The organism is endosymbiont of Acanthamoeba sp. UWC8 (assembly GCF_000730245.1).
In the GTDB taxonomy this organism is placed as follows: domain Bacteria; phylum Pseudomonadota; class Alphaproteobacteria; order Rickettsiales; family Midichloriaceae; genus Jidaibacter.
This window is the reverse complement of record NZ_CP004403.1, coordinates 246,416-266,589: the sequence shown is the minus strand read 5'-3', so window position 1 is coordinate 266,589 and position 20,174 is coordinate 246,416. Positions and strand designations below refer to the sequence as shown.

19 protein-coding genes are annotated in these 20,174 nt (G+C 33.2%); 14 read left to right on the top strand and 5 right to left on the bottom strand.

Features of this window, described 5'->3' with window-relative positions; all coding sequences use genetic code 11:
- Positions 1 to 92: 92 nt before the first annotated feature.
- Positions 93 to 440, bottom strand: coding sequence for a hypothetical protein (locus I862_RS01215; RefSeq protein WP_052646290.1), 348 nt, complete (start codon positions 438 to 440; stop codon positions 93 to 95).
- 199 nt (positions 441 to 639) lie between these two features.
- Between I862_RS01215 and I862_RS01210 the strand changes: the two genes are divergently transcribed.
- From I862_RS01210 to I862_RS01190, 5 genes are all read left to right on the top strand, one after another.
- Positions 640 to 1,632 (top strand): S66 peptidase family protein, encoded by a 993-nt coding sequence (locus I862_RS01210; RefSeq protein WP_038538026.1) that lies wholly within the window; start codon positions 640 to 642, stop codon positions 1,630 to 1,632.
- A gap of 76 nt (positions 1,633 to 1,708) precedes the next feature.
- Complete coding sequence (gene lepB, locus I862_RS01205) at positions 1,709 to 2,473, top strand: signal peptidase I (RefSeq protein ID WP_052646289.1); 765 nt, start codon at positions 1,709 to 1,711, stop codon at positions 2,471 to 2,473.
- The gene (gene rnc, locus I862_RS01200; protein WP_158499241.1) at positions 2,463 to 3,131 is read left to right on the top strand and encodes a ribonuclease III; all 669 of its coding nucleotides are present in this window, start codon (positions 2,463 to 2,465) and stop codon (positions 3,129 to 3,131) included. The genes lepB and rnc overlap by 11 nt, the downstream gene beginning before the upstream one ends.
- Complete coding sequence (gene era, locus I862_RS01195; protein WP_038538019.1) at positions 3,124 to 3,990, top strand: GTPase Era; 867 nt, start codon at positions 3,124 to 3,126, stop codon at positions 3,988 to 3,990. Before rnc ends, era begins: the two co-directional genes overlap by 8 nt.
- Positions 3,991 to 4,103: 113 nt before the next feature.
- On the top strand, positions 4,104 to 5,252 hold the full coding sequence (locus tag I862_RS01190) for a hypothetical protein (protein WP_038538016.1): 1,149 nt from the start codon (positions 4,104 to 4,106) through the stop codon (positions 5,250 to 5,252).
- Positions 5,253 to 5,337: 85 nt separating this feature from the next.
- Here the strand turns inward: I862_RS01190 and I862_RS01185 are convergent, their stop codons facing one another.
- Positions 5,338 to 6,807, bottom strand: coding sequence for a S1C family serine protease (locus tag I862_RS01185; RefSeq protein ID WP_038538013.1), 1,470 nt, complete (start codon positions 6,805 to 6,807; stop codon positions 5,338 to 5,340).
- A gap of 173 nt (positions 6,808 to 6,980) precedes the next feature.
- Here I862_RS01185 and gyrA point away from each other — a divergent pair, with 173 nt between their 5' ends.
- The 5 genes from gyrA to blaOXA all read left to right on the top strand — a co-directional run bounded on the left by gyrA (position 6,981) and on the right by blaOXA (position 13,701).
- Positions 6,981 to 9,761, top strand: coding sequence for a DNA gyrase subunit A (gene gyrA / locus I862_RS01180; RefSeq protein WP_075260571.1), 2,781 nt, complete (start codon positions 6,981 to 6,983; stop codon positions 9,759 to 9,761).
- A 21-nt stretch (positions 9,762 to 9,782) separates the two neighbouring features.
- Positions 9,783 to 9,989 carry a 2-hydroxymuconate tautomerase gene (locus I862_RS01175; RefSeq protein ID WP_038538010.1) on the top strand — a complete coding sequence of 69 codons (207 nt, stop codon included), beginning with the start codon at positions 9,783 to 9,785 and terminating at the stop codon, positions 9,987 to 9,989.
- 3 nt (positions 9,990 to 9,992) lie between these two features.
- Positions 9,993 to 11,294, top strand: a complete 1,302-nt coding sequence (tolB, locus tag I862_RS01170; RefSeq protein WP_038538007.1) for a Tol-Pal system beta propeller repeat protein TolB — start codon at positions 9,993 to 9,995, stop codon at positions 11,292 to 11,294.
- 60 nt (positions 11,295 to 11,354) lie between these two features.
- Entirely contained in the window at positions 11,355 to 12,782 is a 1,428-nt protein-coding gene (locus tag I862_RS01165; RefSeq protein ID WP_038538005.1) for an NAD-dependent succinate-semialdehyde dehydrogenase, read from the top strand.
- Between the two features lie 82 nt (positions 12,783 to 12,864).
- Positions 12,865 to 13,701 (top strand): class D beta-lactamase, encoded by an 837-nt coding sequence (blaOXA, locus tag I862_RS01160; protein ID WP_038538000.1) that lies wholly within the window; start codon positions 12,865 to 12,867, stop codon positions 13,699 to 13,701.
- Between the two features lie 421 nt (positions 13,702 to 14,122).
- Here blaOXA and I862_RS01155 read toward each other — a convergent pair whose 3' ends face one another.
- Positions 14,123 to 14,467, bottom strand: coding sequence for a carboxymuconolactone decarboxylase family protein (locus I862_RS01155; protein WP_038537997.1), 345 nt, complete (start codon positions 14,465 to 14,467; stop codon positions 14,123 to 14,125).
- An 89-nt stretch (positions 14,468 to 14,556) separates the two neighbouring features.
- Entirely contained in the window at positions 14,557 to 16,263 is a 1,707-nt protein-coding gene (locus I862_RS01150) for a hypothetical protein (protein ID WP_158499240.1), read from the bottom strand.
- A gap of 269 nt (positions 16,264 to 16,532) precedes the next feature.
- Between I862_RS01150 and sppA the strand changes: the two genes are divergently transcribed.
- From sppA to I862_RS01130, 4 genes are all read left to right on the top strand, one after another.
- Positions 16,533 to 17,423 carry a signal peptide peptidase SppA gene (gene sppA, locus I862_RS01145; protein WP_038537981.1) on the top strand — a complete coding sequence of 297 codons (891 nt, stop codon included), beginning with the start codon at positions 16,533 to 16,535 and terminating at the stop codon, positions 17,421 to 17,423.
- Between the two features lie 60 nt (positions 17,424 to 17,483).
- Positions 17,484 to 17,789, top strand: coding sequence for an HU family DNA-binding protein (locus I862_RS01140; protein ID WP_038537979.1), 306 nt, complete (start codon positions 17,484 to 17,486; stop codon positions 17,787 to 17,789).
- Positions 17,790 to 17,984: 195 nt separating this feature from the next.
- A complete protein-coding gene (locus tag I862_RS01135; RefSeq protein WP_038537976.1) occupies positions 17,985 to 18,776 on the top strand; it encodes a hypothetical protein in 792 nt (263 codons plus the stop codon).
- 157 nt (positions 18,777 to 18,933) lie between these two features.
- A complete protein-coding gene (locus I862_RS01130; protein WP_038537973.1) occupies positions 18,934 to 19,143 on the top strand; it encodes a hypothetical protein in 210 nt (69 codons plus the stop codon).
- A gap of 187 nt (positions 19,144 to 19,330) precedes the next feature.
- On the opposite strand, the gene I862_RS01125 is transcribed toward I862_RS01130, so the two are convergent.
- Positions 19,331 to 20,098: an outer membrane protein gene (locus tag I862_RS01125; protein ID WP_038537970.1), complete on the bottom strand. Its 768-nt coding sequence runs from the start codon at positions 20,096 to 20,098 to the stop codon at positions 19,331 to 19,333.
- Positions 20,099 to 20,174 lie beyond the last annotated feature (76 nt).

Below are 20,174 nucleotides of genomic sequence, written 5' to 3'. Positions count from 1 at the left end.
TATACCAAGTAATTATTAATTATTTTAGTTAGTTTATTAAATGCAATTTAGCAATATGTCAATAAATTGCGCAAAAAATCGGAGATGCGTTTTTAATGAGTCGTAAGGTCTAATGCCTTTTTTTCATGGTATGGTAGAGTGCTTCTCCGGTGGTTTTGGATCCAAGGCATAACCTTGTTTCTAACGTAATCCGGGTTAAGTTCCGCATAAGAGCAAATTTCTATAAAATCCTGTGAATTACCGTTTAACCATTGTAAAGCTTTTATTTTAAGTATCTTATTCTTTTTCTTTTTAGAACAATTTGTTGCATCAACTATTGCTTGAAAAATTACACTTCTCCAAACTCTTATATATTTTTTGATTTCAGGGTTTGTCTCTGAGATAGGTTGATCGTTAAATATATCAATAGTTAATAACTCCTTATCTATATTATATCTCATATATTATTACCTTATTATTGAATTAAGTGAATTATATTAACAAATAACATATTAATCAAGCCGATTTTAACAAAACTTTAATATTTAAATATTTTATATGGTTTTTGACTTAAAGAATAACTTGTAATAAGTTGCTTTTTAGCAATTAATTAGAATTAATAAGTAGAATAATTTGTTTGGTGCTTGCAGCTGTGTTAATATGAAAAGTATATTTTATATTTTATTTTTTATGGTGGGTAGTTTTTCAGTGAACTCATTTGCTTCTCATGTTAATGAGGATAGATTGTCTTCTCTTCAAAAATTAAATAATATAGATATTATTGCCCCTGCAAGCGGCAAAGTAAATAAAGCTACCATACAATCCATGCTTAAAAAATTCGGAAGCTTAGGATTTAAAGTTGATATGCCTAAAGATTTACTTAAGGAAACTTTATTCTGCTCTAATACGGATGAATATAGAGCAAATCATCTTATAAAAAGTTTAAGAGATGAAAAACAAAAAATCATTTGGGCTTTAAGAGGAGGTTATGGTTCTATGCGAATCATAGCAAAACTTTATGACTTAGAAAAGCCCTCAAAAGAAAAAATATTTATCGGATACAGTGATATAACGGCCTTACATCTTTTTCTAAGCCAAAAATGGGGGTGGTATACTATTCATGGCTCTGTAGCTAAAGAAATAGCTGAAAAATTTGATCCGAAAAATTTTGAAATGCTTTTAAGCTTGATTAAAACGGAAGGATATAAAGTTGAAATTCCTATAGATTTCCAACTTAATAAAATCAAATTTTCTAATTTAAAAGGTAAGTTAAGCGGTGGGAATTTGGCGATTATACAAAATAGTATTGGTACAAAATGGGAGTTAGAAAGTAAAGATAAGATTATCTTCTTAGAAGATATAAATGAAGAAGGCTATAAAGTTGATAGAATGCTTGAGCATCTAAAACAGTCAGGTGTGCTTAAGGGGGCGAAAGCTATTATATTCGGTGATTTCCTTGAAAAAGAAGGGGTGAGCTCAACAGTTAATGATGCATTAACCAGGTTGGCAAATTCTTTAGATATTCCGGTTTTTAAAACAAAGTATTTCGGTCACGGATATCACAATTATCCGCTTGTATATAATGCTTCCGCTAAGATTTTAACTAAGGATGGGGGCTTATTGCTCACCTATAGTATGAAAAAAGTTGAGTAATATTACAAGCCTTTGTTGAAAAAATGTATAAATAGATAATACTACTCACTGCTTAAGTTTATTTATAGGTTGAAAATTGAATTCTTCTAATTTTATAAGAAATATAAAAAGCTATGATTGGATGGATATTTCTAAGTCCTTTCTGTATGCTCTCGTACTTGCAATGTTGTTCAGATCATTTCTTTTCGAATTTTATAAAATTCCTTCGGGTTCAATGATTCCGGAGCTTAGAGAAGGGGATCATCTATTTATATCAAAATATAATTATGGGTATAGTAAATATTCTTTTTCACCTTTCCCTATCCCGCTTTTTGAGAAAAGAATTTTTTTTAAACCGCCTGAAAGAGGTGACATAATAGTTTTTAAGTTACCCCTAGATAGCAGCACTAATTATATAAAAAGATTAATCGGGTTGCCGGGTGATGAAATTCAAATGAAAGAAGGGCTATTATATATAAACGGTAAGCCGGTAATTCGAGATAAAATCGGTGATTTTGAATTTAAAGATAAGGATGGTAAAACCATATATTGCGAGGCTTTTGAAGAAACTTTACCAAACGGGTTAACCTATAAAATTTTAAGAGATAAACGAATAAGTATCTATAGCTCACATAATAATACTCAAGTGTTTAAAATTCCCTCCGGACATTATTTCTTTATAGGTGATAATCGGGATCATTCACTTGACAGTAGATTTCTTAATAAAGTGGGCTATGTTCCGGTAGAAAATCTGGTAGGAAGAGCGGCATTCTTAGTATTTACCTCGGATTTGTCATTATGGAAATTAATAACGGAAGGTAATGCCGGCAGATCTTTTCAAAGTTTTAAATATGCAGATTAATTATAAATTTAAAGACCGGCAATTACTTAAACTTGCCTTAACGCATCCGAGTGTTGCTAAAAACTCAGATACTAAAAATGCAACCTACGAGCGACTGGAGTTCTTAGGGGATAGTGTTTTAGGGTTGGTAATTGCTGAAGCAATATATAAGAAATTCCCGGATGCGGATGAAGGGGAGCTTTCAACTATGCATGCAAAACTGGTCAGTAAAGATATAGTCTCGGAAATTGCCGAAAGCATAAATCTCGGAGAAGATTTAATTTTAGATAGCGGAGAGGATACCAACGGAGGCAGAGAAAATCCCGGAAACCTGGAAGATGCTATGGAAGCAGTGATTGCGGCTATTTATCTGGATGGAGGCTATGCTACCATACTGAGTATAGTTGAAAATTTATGGGGTAAGTACCTCAGTAATAAAGCGCTGCTGACTGAAAAAAATATTAAATCCAGGTTGCAGGAAGATGTGCAACATATGGGGCTGGCAATTCCGATTTATAAAATTGTTGAAAAAACGGGTTTAGATCATTCTCCCCACTTCAAAGTAAAGGTTATTGTGGAAAATATAGGGAGCGCAATCGGTGAAGGGAAATCAAAAAAACAAGCTGAAGTAGCAGCAGCTACTCTAATGTTAAAAATAATGGAAAAAAATAATGTCTGATAAAATTACAAAATGTTTAAAAGTCGGCTTGATCGGCGAGCCGAATGCCGGTAAATCAACCCTTATCAACCAATTAATCGGTGAAAAAATCTCAATTGTGAGCCCGAAAGTTCAGACCACCAGAACTCTGACCAGAGGCATTTTAAATGTTGAGAGTACTCAGCTTGTCTTTATTGATACCCCCGGGATTTTTAAGCCAAGCAAAACTTTAGAAAAATACATTGTCAATAATGCCAGAGCAGGAATTGACGAATCAGATTTAATCTGTGTGCTGATTGACGCGAAAAGAGGTTTAACCCCTGAGCTAAATAGAATTATTGTAAGTATTAAGGATAAACCACTGATTGCAGTAATTAATAAGGTCGATTTAATTAAGAAAGATCTACTATTAAAATTAGCTGAAGATATAAACGGCTTAAATATATTTAAAGAAATATTTATGATATCTGCGCTTAAAAATGACGGTGTTAAGGATGTGGTAAACCATTTAGTAAGCCAAGCGCCGAATTCTCCTTGGTACTATGAAGAAGATTTATATACGGATACTCCAAGTAGAAGCCTGGCGGAAGAAATTACTCGTGAACAGTTGTTTTTGTTACTTAACAGAGAGTTGCCGTATTCTTTAAAAGTGGAAACCGAAAAATGGGAAGATCAGAAAGACGGCAGCCTAAAGCTTCATCAAGCAATTGTGGTACTTAGATCAACCCATAAAAATATAGTAGTAGGAGCCGGCGGCCAAAAAATCAAAGAAGTCGGCAGAAGAGCAAGGCTTGAACTACAAAAAATTTTAGAACGTAAGGTTCACCTTTTTCTTTACGTAAAAGTTCGTGAGGATTGGGTGGATAAAGAACTCGGCTAAACAATTAAATATTTAATTTATACCTTTAATTATATAATTTTACATATTTGTTGTTTGTGTTTATATAAAACGCTATAATGCACAAATATTTGTCAATTAGATATAGTTGCATTATGGAAGTTTTAATTTTTCACCAGATCGGTAGCTTTGATGCAAGTGCATATGAGCTAGCGGATATGATTCTAAGCAATTGTTTAAAAGTCGGGTTAAAGTCAAAAAATCAATTAATTAAAGAAGGCATACGTAAGGAACTACCTGTTAAGGGAATATTTTCTGATGAACATGAAAATATTTATTTCTGGCCGACAATAGGTTTTATTGATGAAAATAGTCCGTTTATAGCAATAAAAGTTAACTCGGATGAAGTTTATGTTTATAATTCCCGTTTGCGAGGAAAGGTTGATTATTTTGCCTATGAAGCTTCTAAAATGACTTTGTCTCAATATCTTGAAAGGCATGAAAATAATATGCAAATTAGGCATGATATTAGCGGGCTCGATAGTGTATTAACTTTGCTGAAACATAGGATAACCGCTAAGCCTCTCTTTATACAAGCGGCAGATAAATATTTAGATCAGCTTGATCAATATTATCAGGAATATAGCCCGGAAGTAGTTATTCCTGCTAATATAATTCCTAATAATTATCTCGCATTATACGGTAAAAGAAATAAAAAAAGTAATGATTTTGAGGCTGTATTTAATGAAAATGCTGAGATGTTTTCAGCTCACGAGCCTGAGAAAAGAGGGATATTTTTAAATGATGAGGGAAATAAACATTATATGCCGACTAACTCTCATATAGAAGATGATTTTGGAAAAATATTTTTGCATAGCGGCTATAACCCGTATGGGACAGAAAGGTATATATGTTCGGCATTTCATCAACAAATAAATATAGCTAAGCTACTATCAAGTAATATTAAAATTGAGCCTGATCCATTTGATACAGAAAATGGCCGACTTACATATATAATAAAAGGTGATGATAGAGATAATATAATAAAATTACTGCCTAACACTGCTAATATTGTTATTGGAAAGGGTGGTGCCGATATAATCTATGTTGCTGAATCTGATTGGCTGACTACAATAATAGATTTTAATTCTTCTGAAGGTGATAAACTTGGTTTTCCGAAAGAACTTTATTCTTCAATAGATGAAATTATTTCTAAAATAATTTATAAAGATGAAATAGCTATTATCCCTACCAATGACTTTGGCTCTTTACTACTCGCAAATATTTTTAGAAAATGCGCTTAGTGTAGAAGATTTTTTTATATATTAATTTTAAATATAGTTAGAAAGAAGGTAGTCACTTCTAATTATAAATAAGATTACCTCAGCTCTATTTATTTTGTAATTCCTGAATTTTCTGAGATACCCACTCCAGTTTTTTATTATCAAACTTCATAAGGGTAGGTTCGGAATCGGGAGAATTATATTTAATTTCTAATTCAAATTCATTTCTATTAGTATAGGGAACTGAGTCGAAACCTTGGTAATAAGCATAATTTTTAAAATTAATTTTAAAGTTTTTAGTTTCAGTAAGTTCAGGAATTATTTTTATTAAATCACCTAAGTTATTAATGGGAGTATTATTTATACTTACCACGTTAATGAGATAGACTAGTCCGTAGTTGTTAATTTTAATCCAAGGTAAAACATCAAAGCTTGAACCTGTATTAACATTGGTTACAAAGACTTTTCCTTTAGGTGCTCCCGTAGTTAGCTTTAAAAAGTTATCCACCTCAACAAAAGTTGCTCCACCGAACATGACAAACTTAGAAGGTTCTAAATCATATAAGTTATATAAGGGAACTTTTAAACTTATTAGCTTACCGTTTCTGTAAACCTCTAAATTAACTGAATCATCTGAAGATGTATTTAAAAGCTTTTGATATTCATAAAGCTTAGCCCCGATTCCAATGTTATTTACTTTCCAAATAATATCTCCGGGTTGCAATATTCCGTGTGCAGGAGATTCTTCAAGCACTGTACTCACCTTTAGTGCTTTGCTGAAAGAGCCCGGATATTTATTAATATAATCATCTATAATGCCTTTAGGAAAGTTGGAAAACGTAGCTGCTTTATCCAATGAATAATATTCAAGCAGGGCTCCTATATCTCTTCTCGGAGGTATTTTATTCTTGCTTAAATATTGCAGTGCATCCCTGATGTAAGCAATTGGAATTGCGGCAGCATAAGTTTGATCTGCAGCATAATTTAAAGCTATAACTTTTCCTCTATTATTTAATATAGGTGAACCGCTTGAACCGCCTTTAGTGTTTAAGCTAATAATCATATTTTGACTTGGGAAGGCACCCCATGACTCGTATAGATTGCTGATAACCCCGGTTTGGACGGAAAAGTTATTACCTTGATTATTGCCGATAATGACTACGCTTTCTTCATTTTCAATAGGTGTGTTACTAAACTCCAATTGCACAACATTCTGGGGAATATCTTTCGGATCAACCTTCAATAAGGCAAAATCTATCCACGGGTCACTGTAAAAAAATTTTGCCTCAGCTTCCCTACCGTTAAAAAAGCTGACTTTATAATCACTAATCCTTTGCTTTGAAGCTAAATGTTCATTGGTTATGATGAACCCCTGTTTCTTATCGACAACAAAACCGGTGCCGAAAATTTCTTTACTGGTATCCGAAGCATAAAGTGAAGCAACCAGCTTATTACTGATGCTTACAATTCCACGCTTGGCATTTTGTATATTTGAATTTAATAAAGGTTTATCAGCGTGTGAAATTAACGGAGATAATAAGATAAGCAGAAAAACTGTTATGATTCTTGTGATCATATAGAATAAAACTTATATAAATTATAATATCAACATACTTTAATATCTCATCTGACTGCAAGCATTTTATAGTTTATCGTTCTTAGTAATAAAACTTTTAATACCCCGTTGCCTTTTATTCTGAACTTAGCTAGTATTCACGTAATTAAAAAAATTAATTAAGGCGCAAGAAGTTGAGTAAAGGTGAAAATTTAAATTTAGAATTTTTTAATGTATTACCGGTTAAAATTGAAGATGAGATGAGAAAGTCTTACCTTGATTATGCAATGAGCGTAATCGTAAGCAGGGCGCTTCCGGATGCGAGAGACGGTTTAAAACCGGTGCATCGCCGAATACTATTTTCAATGTATGAAATGAATAACTTTCATGATAAACCTTATAAAAAATCCGCAAGAATCGTCGGTGATGTAATAGGTAAATATCACCCACACGGGAATGATTCGATTTATCTTGCTTTAGTAAGAATGGCACAAGATTTCTCACTTAGAATTCCCCTCATTGACGGTCAGGGTAACTTTGGTTCTATGGATGGAGATTCACCGGCGCAAATGCGTTATACTGAAGTAAGGCTTGCTAAAATCTCCTCAGCCATACTTAACGATATAGATAAAGGTACGGTTGATTTTCAAGATAACTATGATGGTTCGGAAAGAGAGCCGAGAGTTCTTCCGACAAGGTTCCCCAACCTATTGGTAAATGGTACCAACGGTATTGCGGTCGGAATGGCAACTAATATTCCAACCCATAATCTTGGTGAAGTTATTGATGCTTGTTGTGCTTATATTGAAAATCCCGAAATTACCGCTGAGGAACTAACCGCTTATGTTCCAGGCCCAGACTTCCCGACAGGAGGGTTAATTCTAGGTCGTGAGAAAGCTAAAAAAGCACTTATGACAGGCAGAGGCTCTGTAATCGTCAGAGGGAAAACGGAATTTGAGGAAATCGGCGGCAGACAAGCAATTGTTATTAATGAAATACCTTATCAGGTTAATAAAGCTGAGCTAGTTAAACATATTGAGCACTTAACCAAAGAAAAGATAATTGAAGGTATATATGAACTAAGAGATGAGTCAAACAAGCTCGGTGTAAGGGTGGTAATTGAACTTAAGAAAGATGTTGTCTCTAACGTAATATTAAAACAGCTATATAAATTTACCGAACTTCAATCTTCTTTTGCTTATAATACCCTTGCGCTTAATAAAGGTATCCCGATAGTTATGTCAATCAGAGACATAATTGCAGCATTTGTTGAATTTAGAGAAGAAGTAGTGGCGCGCAGAACTTCTTTCCTTCTATCTAAAGCCAGAGATAAAGCGCACGTATTAATCGGTTTATATTTAGCAGTAAGTAATATTGATGAAGTGATTGCCTTAATTAAAGCTTCGCCTGATGCGGCAGCGGCTAAAGTAAGGTTAATGGAAAGATCTTGGGAAGCGCAAATGGTTGAATCATTGCTAAGTTTAGTTGATGATTACAGAAACAACCTGGTTAGCGGAGCTTGCTATTTTACTGAAGAGCAGGCAAAAGCCATTCTAGAAATGAGATTACAAAGACTTACCGGTTTAGAAAAAGAAAAAATAGAAAATGAGCTGAAAGAACTTGCAGCTGAGATTAAAGAGTATTTAAGCATTCTTTCTTCAAGAGAAAAATTATATGGAATTATACTTACTGAGCTTGCAGAAGTTAAACAGCAATTTGCAACACCTCGAAAAACTGATTTTGAATTGAATGAAGCAGAAGTTGATATTGAAGACTTGATTCAGAAAGAAGAAATGGTAGTAACCCTTACTTTAACCGGATATGTTAAAAGGGTTCCGCTTAATGCTTATAGGTCGCAAAAACGTGGAGGTAAAGGTAGGTCAGCGCTTTCAATGCATGATGAAGATCTTACGACCGACATAATTGCAAGTAACACCCATACGACATTACTATTCTTTTCGGATATCGGTAAAGTTTATAAAACAAAAGTTTATCAGCTCCCACTAGGTACCCCTCAATCCAAAGGGAGGGCGCTTGTTAACTTATTCCCGCTTTCTGATGGTGAGAAAATTAATAATATTATGGCTTTCCCGGAAGATAAATCTACTTGGGATCAATTAAATATTATGTTCTCAACTTCTAACGGTAATATCAGACGTAATAGCTTACTTGATTTTGTAAATATTCAATCCAACGGTAAGATTGCCATCAAACTTGATGATAATGATAAACTTATCGGTGTTGCAGTTTGCGAATCTCATGATCATATGCTACTTTCAACCAGAATGGGTAAATCGATTCGTTTCCCCGTAGATTCGGTAAGGGTATTTAAGAGTAGATCTTCGGATGGTGTAAGAGGTATTAAGCTTGCCAGGGAAGGAGATGCGGTAATTTCACTATCAGTCTTAAAAGGGGCTGAAATAGAAATGGAGAAGCGCGATGAATTCTTAAAAATAAGTGAAAATGTAAGAATGATGATTGCTGCGAACCCGGAAGATCAGAGCGCAATAAACAAACTAAACAGATATAATTTTGAAAAGCTTACTAAAGAAGAAGCTGTTGAGCTTGCCAAAAATGAAGAGTATATTCTAGCGATAACTGAAAACGGTTATGGAAAACGTACCTCGGCATATGAGTATAGAATAACGGATAGAGGCGGGCAGGGTGTATTAAATATAAATACCTCAAAACGTAACGGTTCCGTTGTTGCAAGCTTCCCGGTGCATGAAGATGAGCAAATTATTTTGATCACAAACCGTGGTACATTAATTAGAACCAGGGTACATGATATTAGAATCACAGGCAGAAATGCCATGGGAGTAAAAATATTCGATGTTAAAGAAGCTGAAAAAGTTATTTCCGTGACAAGAGTATATGAAGCGGAAGAAGAAGCTGAAATTATAGCTGAGGTGGTTAGCAGTAACGTGAATACTGATGGAAGTGGTGATGCTGCTCCGCTCCTAATCACGGAATAGTTATTAAGTAGGATAAAATATATGCCGGTACTAGTAGTTAATATGATGGAAGGAAGGACTGATGATCAAAAAAGATTGTTAGTTGAAAAAGTCACTGATGCAGTTTGTGTAGCTTTAGGAAGTGAACCGAACAGGGTGAGGATTATTATTAATGAAATGCCCGGCAACGGTTATGCTATTGGCGGTAAATTAATGCAGGATACCGACGAAAAATATAAAAAGAGGTAAGGGATGCTAAATAGAGTTATTGTTTTTTGTTCATTAATACTATTGCAGGTTAGCATAGCTCAGGCGTTAGTTGAGATTGATATCACCAGAGGAAATGTTGAGGCTATGCCGATTGCAGTTGATAGCTTCAAAGGAACCGGTAATCTTAGTAAAGAAATCGGAGAAAAACTTGAGCAAGTCATCAGTAATGATCTTGAAAACTCCGGACTTTTTAGACCTATCAATAAAAATGCATTTTTAGAAAATATAACTTTAGATAAGGCGCCCACCTATTCCAATTGGCGAAGAATTAATGCTACTTCATTAATTTCAGGTCAGGTTGAAATAAAAGATTCAAACCATATTAATATTAAATTTAAAATGTGGGATCCATATAACGAGATTCAGCTTGAAGGAGGAAGTTACACGGTTTCCAAAAACGCCTGGAGAAGAGTAGCGCATAAAATTGCGGATGTAATTTACAAAAGGCTGACCGGGGAAGAAGGGTACTTTGATACCAGAATTCTCTTTATAGCTGAAAGCGGGACATATACTAAACGCATAAAAAAACTAGCTATAATGGATCAGGATGGAGCGAACTTAAAGCTGCTGAGTAATGGCAGTGATCTGGTTATTACCCCAAGATTTGACCCTAATAGCCAAAGAGCTATTTTTATGTCCTATAAAAATTTAGTACCAAAAGTTTATATGTTGGATTTAGAAACAGGCACACAAAAACTAGTCGGTGATTTTCCGGGTATGTCATTTGCACCCCGCTTTTCCCCAGATGGTAATTATGCAATTATGTCGGTTGCAAAGAGTGGAACAACAAATATTTTTGAAATCGATTTAAGAAGTAATTTCGTTAAGCAGTTAACTTATGATCGTGCGGTTATTAATACCTCTCCTTCATATTCACCTGACGGAACTAAAATTACTTTTAATTCCGATAGAGGTGGTTCAAGGCAGCTTTATGTTATGGATCGTGACGGTTCGAATATAAAAAGGATTAGTTTTGGCGGTGGTTCATATGCAACCCCTGTTTGGTCACCGAGGGGTGATTATATAGCATTTACTAAAATGCAGCATAGAAAATTTTATATCGGGGTGATGAGAGTTGACGGCAGCGGTGAAAGATTGCTCACCTCAAGTTGGTTAGATGAAGGGCCGACCTGGTCTCCGAATGGTAGGGTTATTATGTTTGAAAGACAAAAGCCCGGTGGTAAAAGTAATATTTACGCAATTGATATTACAGGTTATCATGAAAGAATGATTGAAACACCTGGTGATGCTTCAGATCCTGCTTGGTCGCCGATTTTAAAGTAAAGGCTATCAATAAGAGTTTATTAGATCGTGTCGCCTTTAAATATATAAAAAGGGGGCGTCATGGAATTTATAAATAAATGCTTTATTAACGGAAAGTGGGTAGATGCGGCTTCAGGGAAAACTATTCCCGTGTATAATCCTGCAAGCGGAGAAATTCTTGGGTATGTTCCTTTCTGTTCAACAATTGATGCGCAATTGGCAATTAAATCAGCCGGAGATGCATTCTTGCCATGGAAAAAAACTACCGGAAAAGAACGCAGCAAAATTTTACGCAAATTTTATGAGCTGATTATAGCTAATAAAGAGCAGCTTGCAAAGATCATGGTTATGGAGCAGGGTAAGGTTATTGCTGAAGCTAGAGCTGAGATTGAGTATGGAGCTTCATTTATAGAGTGGTTTTCTGAAGAAGCTAAAAGAATTTACGGTGATATTGTGCCTAAACTGAAAGCCGATCAGCAACTATTTACTTTTAAAGAGCCGATCGGAGTGGTAGCTGCTATAACTCCTTGGAACTTTCCTTCAGCTATGATTACAAGAAAAATTGCCCCTGCGCTCGCGGCAGGATGTACCCTCATAGTTAAGCCTTCCGAGGAAACTCCTTATTCCGCATTATTTTTGGCAAAACTTGCTCAAGAAGCCGGGCTTCCTGATGGTGTGCTAAATATAGTATTCGGAGATGCGAATGCAATTGGGGATGCTTTAACTTTAAGCCCTGAGGTTAGGATGTTTACTTTTACCGGCTCAACAAGCGTCGGTAAATTATTAATGGAAAAATGCAGTAAAACCGTTAAAAAAGTTACGCTTGAGCTGGGCGGTAATGCACCGTTTATTCTATTTGAAGACACAAATATTGAAGAAGCCGTTAAAGGATTGTTAGCTTCAAAGCTAAGGAACGGAGGACAAAGTTGTATTTGTGTAAATCGAGTTTATATTCATAAAAATATTTTTGAAGAATTTTTAAAACGACTAAAAGCAGAATTTAGCAGCATAAAAGTCGGTAACGGACTTGATGAAACTAACAACATTGGAGCACTTATTAACGAGAAGGCTGTAAATAAGGTTAATATGTTAGTGAGCGATGCTTTACAAAACGGTGGAGAAATTTTATATCAGGCGGAAATTGATAGGTCTTCCCCTTGCTTTTTAGCACCTCTAATTATTAGTAATAATTCAGATAATACCCTGATTGCAAAAGAAGAAATTTTTGCTCCGGTAATTTCATTATTTAAGTTTGAAAATGAGGATGAAGTAATAGATAGGGCAAATGCAACTAATTACGGCCTTGCTGCTTATGTTTATACTGAAGATATGCGAAGAGCTTGGCGAGTAGCTGAGGAATTGGAATATGGTATGGTTGCAATAAATGATGTCGGCATATCAAGCGAAGTTGCTTCATTCGGTGGGGTTAAAGAATCCGGCATCGGTAGAGAAGGGGGAAGATCAGGTATTTTAGAATATCTGGAAGATAAATTTATAGTGATGAGGTAAAGCTTATTTTATTTTTTACTTGATATTTTACTAAAAGAGTTTTTTATTAATCCCTTTTTTTAATAACCGGAGCTTATATCTTATGAAATTGCTTAAACCATTGTTTTTTTCCTTATCTTTGCTTTTAGCAAGCAATGCTAGCGCTCAACCGAATTATAATAAAATATTTGAGGGTGTTAAACCCTGCTTTATTCTATATGATTTAAACAAGGAAAAGACTGTTGAAATCATTAATAGCAACAGGTGTAATAAACGAATTGCTCCTTGCTCTACATTTAAGGTTGCTTTGAGTTTAATAGGGTTTGATAGCGGTATTCTTAAAGACGAAGATAACCCTAAGTGGAAATTTAAACCTGAATATTCCACTGTACTTGAAGTTCATGCTAAAGATCATACGCCAAAGGGATGGATGGCTAATTCAGTCGTTTGGTATTCGCAAGTTTTGACCCAAGAATTAGGGATGGAGAAGTTTGAAAACTATATTGCAAGACTTTCTTACGGTAACCGGGATTTAACCGGAAACCTGGGCAAAGAAGATGGTTTGACACATAGCTGGCTTAACTCATCGCTCAAAATTTCGGCTAATGAGCAGATAGAGTTTTTAAACAAAATGATTGCTTACAAGTTACCGATCTCTAAGTCTGCAATAGACCATACTAAAAATATTATGTTTATAGAGAAATTAGCCAATGGATATAAGTTATATGGTAAAACCGGTAGCGCTTTACAAAAAAATACTAATGGTAGTAAAAAAGAAGATATGTGGCTTGGTTGGTTTATAGGCTTTCTGGAAAAACCAGGCCAGACTTATATTTTTGCTCTAAACATTCTGGATAAGCAAGAATCTAATGAATATGGCGGGTTAAGAGCTAAAGCCATGGCAAAAGAAATTTTCGAATCGCTTGATGCCTTAAAATAATATAATGAATTAAGTTGAATATCTAACGCGTTTATTCAAATATAATAAGTTAAGTTTAATATGACTATATAGCCTACAACTGAAAAATCAGATAATAAGAATAGTAAGAAGCACGCGCCTCGCGGCCATTTATGGCGCGTGCTCGTATAAATGACTATGTCATTTATACGCAAACTGAGTTTATTTTTTATAGTTCAACTATGCTCTCTATATGTAGGGTATTCAACTTAATTTATTATATTATTTATTATTATAGTTTAAAATAGAAAATCTTCCAATCTAGAGAGCTGGAGATATATATCAAATTTATTCTATAAGTGTAAATAAATAGAAGAAAAAAGCAGGGTGAATTTGTGCTGTTAAATAAAATTAACACGAATGAGTACCATATCCCCCCGCTTCTTATCTCTTTTGTTTAGTCTTACTGGTTGCTGAATTCTTCAAAAGCTTTAAGCGCGTATGCCGCATAAACTGTAGAAGGGCCACCGCCCATATAAATAGCCATAGAAAGTGCTTCCAACAGTTCTTCACGCGTTGTTCCCAGCTCACATAATGTTTTTGTGTGAAACCCAATGCAACCGTCACAGCGAGCAGCGACCCCAAGCGACATAGCAATCAGTTCTTTTGTCTTTTTATCTAAAACTCCGTTTTTACTGACGCTTTTAGATAAAGCCCCCAAACTACTCATCACATCCGGAATTTCTTTATGCATTTTACTTAAGTATACAGATATATCTCCGGTAATTTCCTTATATGATTTAGTCATAAACTCCCTCTTATTTTTTATAAGCCTTAATTATAATAATAAACATATTATAATAAAAAAGCTATTTAATAAGGTAAACTTATCAACTTTTATGTCTTATAAGGAGTAAACTTACCATTTATTTTAATAAATGCTTTGTCTTTAACTTCTTTTAAGCCTAAGGCTTTAGCTATTATTCTTTCTGAATTATCATCTAATGAAGTTATATATAGAACATCATATTTTTCAGGGTCTTTATTGTTGCTTGTTTTGTCATTGAACTTATTAAAATCAATAGTAAAGTTTTCCTCAAGCTTATAAGAGCCCGGCCAGAAATTTCCGGTTTTATTTCTGCATATATCTAATTCTTCAAAAGTCCCGTAAGGTGCGATTTCATAAATGATTTGCGGGCAATGAAATTGGCTGACATTATTAAATATTATCATTACTTTGTGGTTATTTTTTTTAAATTCAAGAAGAGGAGAGGCAGCATCTAAAGCTAATTTTCTATCTTTATCGAATGTAATGGGCGGCCTTTTATATAAATTATAACTAATAATACTAAAGAAAATTAATGTAAAAATTAGAGTAATATTGTCAGTTAAAGTAGTTTTTTTATAAGCTGAATTTAAAAATCCTTTTTTTATATAAGTAGCTGCTATAAAAGCGAAGGCTATAAAAAATGATCCGTAATATCTCAAATATGAAGAAGACTGAACTTTATTATTTGATGCTAGATAAACTCCCGCATAATGTAACCATATAAATAGCCTTAAACTTAAATAAAGGGAGAATAAAACCAGCATTATAGAATTAATTCTAACCAACTCATTTTGTGGAAGTTGATATTTTCTATACACATATATCGCCATTGCAAATAGAGAATAAATTACAATAGTTCCTTCTTTTACAGCGAACTCGGGAAGGGTTTTCATAAACATTATAAGTATTGATTTGCCATAAGCTAAGTTAGGCAGGTCTATAAAAGTATTAAAAAATAATATTATATTAAAAGTGCTATGAGAAGAAATTATATTAAATTTGTGTAGATAAATTACCCATAATTTATGACTAACATACGGCGCAATAAGTAAAAGTAATATATAAAATATTACATAGCCTTTTAATTTATGGCGAATAAATAAATCTATAATAATAGCTGTAATTGCAAAGTATGCGAGCCAAAAACCAATTTCCTTAATATTTGGCAATATAAACAATATGGGGAGAATACAAAGCAAGGCTCTTGTTTTATGTTTCTCTTGCAAATAAATTGATATAACACATCCAAAAATTATGCCGACTACTCCATCCATATAAAGGGATCTTAAAATCGGAGTGTAAAGTATTGCAGCAGCGAGCACTGAAAAGAATAATAATGCACTTTGCAACATGCTTCGGCGCACTAACACCGTTGAGCTGAATAGCATACATAATAAACCCATGGCAAACATATTATTACCTTCAGTATATCCGATACTCTTAGTTATAAAGTAACAAAAAAGAGCAGGTATTCTGGTATAATTAAAATGGATCGGGTAAAGAGAAGTCAGGTCACTTACCGTGTGCAAGCCTTTATAAAGGTAAATCTCTTTAGCAGCTGTTCCCCAATGAGTGAAATCATCCCATGAAATGTAGTATGAAGGTGTTATTCTCACATAATATATACCGATTGCAGCAAGTAGGAATAAGAGATCATAAGAAAAAAAATCAATTAATAATCTTTTGTCTCTAAAATTGCTGACAATATAATAAATAGAAAGTAAAACTCCTAAAATATAGATAAAATATACAGTGATGTCTAAGATTCTAAGCAAAGCTGATATGTAAAGAAGAGAAATAATTAATGAAGAGGATAGGGGGATAGCAACGCTATATGATAAATTAAATTTATCCTTAAAATATATAAAGTATCCTAATAGGCATAAAATCAATAATAACAGCATCATATTTAAAAAATTAACTTTAAGGGTTGTGTAGCCTCATTCCAGCAATAGGTCAATTAAAAAATTACTAAAAAAAGGATGATTAATTAAAGTTTTAGGTTAATATAACTTTTTAGAAAAGATAATAATAATATTTTAATATGTCATTTACCTCAGATCAGATTTTCGACAGAAATAAACTTAAAACACAAATAGCTAATTGGCGTTTTTTTGCATTACTCGCTCTTATTTTATTACTTTGGAGCTTGTTTGGAAATAAAGCAAATATATCCTCCCCTTCAAAATATATAGCTAGGGTTCAGCTCGAAGGGATCATAATGGATGATCATGAGAGAAATTTAGCCCTCAAGGAATTAGCAAATGATAAAAACGTTAAAGCTTTAATTGTACATATTAATAGCCCGGGCGGGTCATTTGTCGGAGGGCAGAACGTATTTTATGCTTTAAGAAAAATTGCCGATAAAAAACCAGTAGTGGCAGTAATGGGTGAAATAGCGGCTTCCGGAGGATATATGTCTGCAATTGGAGCTGATCATATTTTAGCACGTGAAGGAACTTTAACCGGTTCAATAGGAATATTATTAAAATCCTTTGAAGTTACCGAGCTTGCCGAACGTTTAGGAGTTAAGTTACAAACGCTAAAAACATCTATTTACAAAGCTTCACCTAATCCGTTTGAAAAAATGCCATTAGAAGTAAAGAATGCAGTCGAAGATACCATTCAGGATAGTTTTGAGGTTTTCTTAAATATGGTTCAAGAAAGAAGAAAAATAGAAAGCGATAAATTAAAAACGATTGCAAACGGTAGAGTTTATACGGGAAGGCAAGCATTCGAATATGGTTTAATTGATGCTTTAGGGGGAGAAGATGAAGCAATCGCCTGGCTTGCAAAAGACAAAGATATAAAAGGCCTGGAAGTGGTTGATGTCAGCTTAGTTAAGCAAACCAGCAGGCTGGAAAAGATTTTGGATTCTACGGCTACCATTTTTTCTAATCTTAAATACACAGCTAATACAATGGTTTTACAATAAATATAGACAATTGCCATCAATACTGATATAATTCTTTAAAAATTATAATTTATTGCAAATATGAGTAAAGCAGTTAGTAAAAAAGACCTTGTATCTTGGTTAAAAAAACATAATCAAGGTATGTCACTTAATAAACTGGAAGAAGTAATAGATATTTTCTTTAGTGAAATAGCTACTGCTTTAGTTTGCGGTGATAGAGTTGAGCTTAGAGGCTTCGGTTCGATGGTGGTGAGAAAAAGAGGGGAGAAAGTTGCGAGAAACCCTAAAACTAATCAAAAAATTGAAGTCGGAAATAAAGGTTCCCTTTATTTTAGACCAAGTAAAGAACTTGTTAAGCAGCTTAATAAATCTGCTAATGATAATTAATATTAGCAGAGTAAAGAGCCTTACTTAAATTCTATCATTATTTTAATGCATGTAATTTCTTAGTTGCCTTTTTTCTTTAAGCTTTTAATCTTATATAGTGATTAATATCCAGTTAAGGGGGAGGGGTTTAGTCTTAAGGTTTTCTACAAGCTTAAGAGCAATATCTCCTTAGCTGTAAAGAGGGGGATTTTACTTATGTTATCAAAAGGTAATATTGATATAGCTTTAAGCATGGCTATCATGTATTCAACAGGTACATTTCTTGCTTCTGATCCGCAATATTTTATGGGTATTATAACTTTTGATCTATCAGTTAGAATAGTTACCTCTTTGCTAAATAGGAAAAAATATATCTCTGAGCAAACAAAAGATTTAATTGATTATATATCAGGCGGGCTAATATTCGCAGCTTCCTTTAATTACTGTAAAGAAATACTTTTTCAAACATTAAGCTTAGCTTACTTAGAAAGAATATTGTCAACCGGGTTCATTCCCATGCTTGGCATTATTTCAAATACTCAGGTAGCTAATTTATTTATTAGTAATTATGAAAATTCATTTACAAAGAATAATAATGAAAATTATAATAATAGCTGCTTAATAAATGCACTAAAATTTACTTTTTTTCAAGGCATAAAAGCAGCCTGTATGCCTGCTAAGTACGAAGCGCCATTAATTCGCGATAAAAACCCTCAAAATTACTCTAATGAATCATTTATATATAATCTTCAATGCTTTTGTGCAGTATTAGTTGCTTATTTGGTTTCAGACTTACTACACACACAGTCCATAAAAAATTATTTTAATAACTTTAAAGGAAATCTTTTTAATTCCTATACACGTGCCAATAATTCTTTCGTTGCCGCACATGTAGCTAATAGCTTACAGCCCCTGATTTCTTCAAACTTTACTACTTATGATCTTTTATATAGTGGTATAAAAAAAATCACTGGATACCAGGTTTTATACAATAAAAACAGGAAATAGTGATGCCGATATAAAAAGATAATAAATTAATACATACTTTTCAAGTAAAATTAAATAAATTTTTACCTATATTATAAGAGAGTAAATTTCTACAGTTATATTTAATTACTTATTTTTTTAAGTGATATTAAAAAACTAAAAATAATAGGAGCGTTCTATGGCTGTTAATCAAAATGATAAAGAAAATAAAAACCAACAATCCCAAAATGATAATTCTAACTTAAGTAGCGAAGAGCAGAAAAAAATGCATGATAATTACTCCGCTATGGGTAAAAAGGGCGGGAAAATTGGCGGCGAAGCAAGAAAAGAGCAAATGGCTCATGAAGATTTTGATGCCGGTAAAAAAATAGATAAAGACGAAAACTAAATTAATTTTTTATCTTATTCTAAATTAAAGCCCTAAGAGACTTGCTGTTTGATTTGAAAAATTTTATGAAAGCAGTGAGTTTTCTTATAATTATTTATAGAAGTATAAGGATAAAAAAGGCAAGTAAAAAAAGAGGTATAATTTTTAGCTATACCTCTTTTTAATTATTTAAAATATTTAAGCTTAATTAAAACTTAAACCCGGCACTTACTAAGAACACATTGTTCCTGAATCTACCCTTGATGTTGTTGTTGTCTGTAGTAATTCCCCCTGCATCAATAAGAGGTGTACCTTTAGCTTTACCTAGATCCATATATTTATAAGAAAAATCTAAAAACACGTGCTCATTAACATCTACTATAACACCTAAGCTTGTATTCCAGGCAAATGAGGTGGAAGATTTTTTTGTATTATTTGCAAAAATTGTACTTGGTAATGAATCTGTATTAAGTATAAGGGGTGTAGAGGCAACTTTATTACGCGATATACCGATACCTAAGCCGATATAAGGCTTTAGATTATTGTGAAAATTCTTAAAATCATATAAGGTATTGATCAAATAAGTATAATGAGAAGTAGTAATATTCTGTGATAAAGTTTGATTTGGGAAATAATTATTTACTGAATTAAAGGCATGTTTCTTACTGTATAGAAATTCAAGTTCAATTCTAATATTATTGATTTTTTTTCCTAAAGAAGTTTTAAAAATATCTTTATTTTTATTTTTTTCTTTTATAAAAATCTCATCATTATTATCATTAAAAGAAAGCAATTTAAGCTTTCCTTGCGGCAATGACTTTCCATACCCAATAGAAACATATGTATCTTTTAAAATATCATTATTAAAAAAGCTTGGAGAATAGCTATCTTTTTTCTCATCATATGAATTTGCGAGCGCACTTAGCGGGATTATAACAGCTAAGGCGGTTAGAGCGGTAAATATTTTAGTGTTCATAAATTTATTTCCTTTATTTTTCTATTTTATTTTTAGCATTAATATATTTTTTACCTTTTAATTAACATTAAAAGAA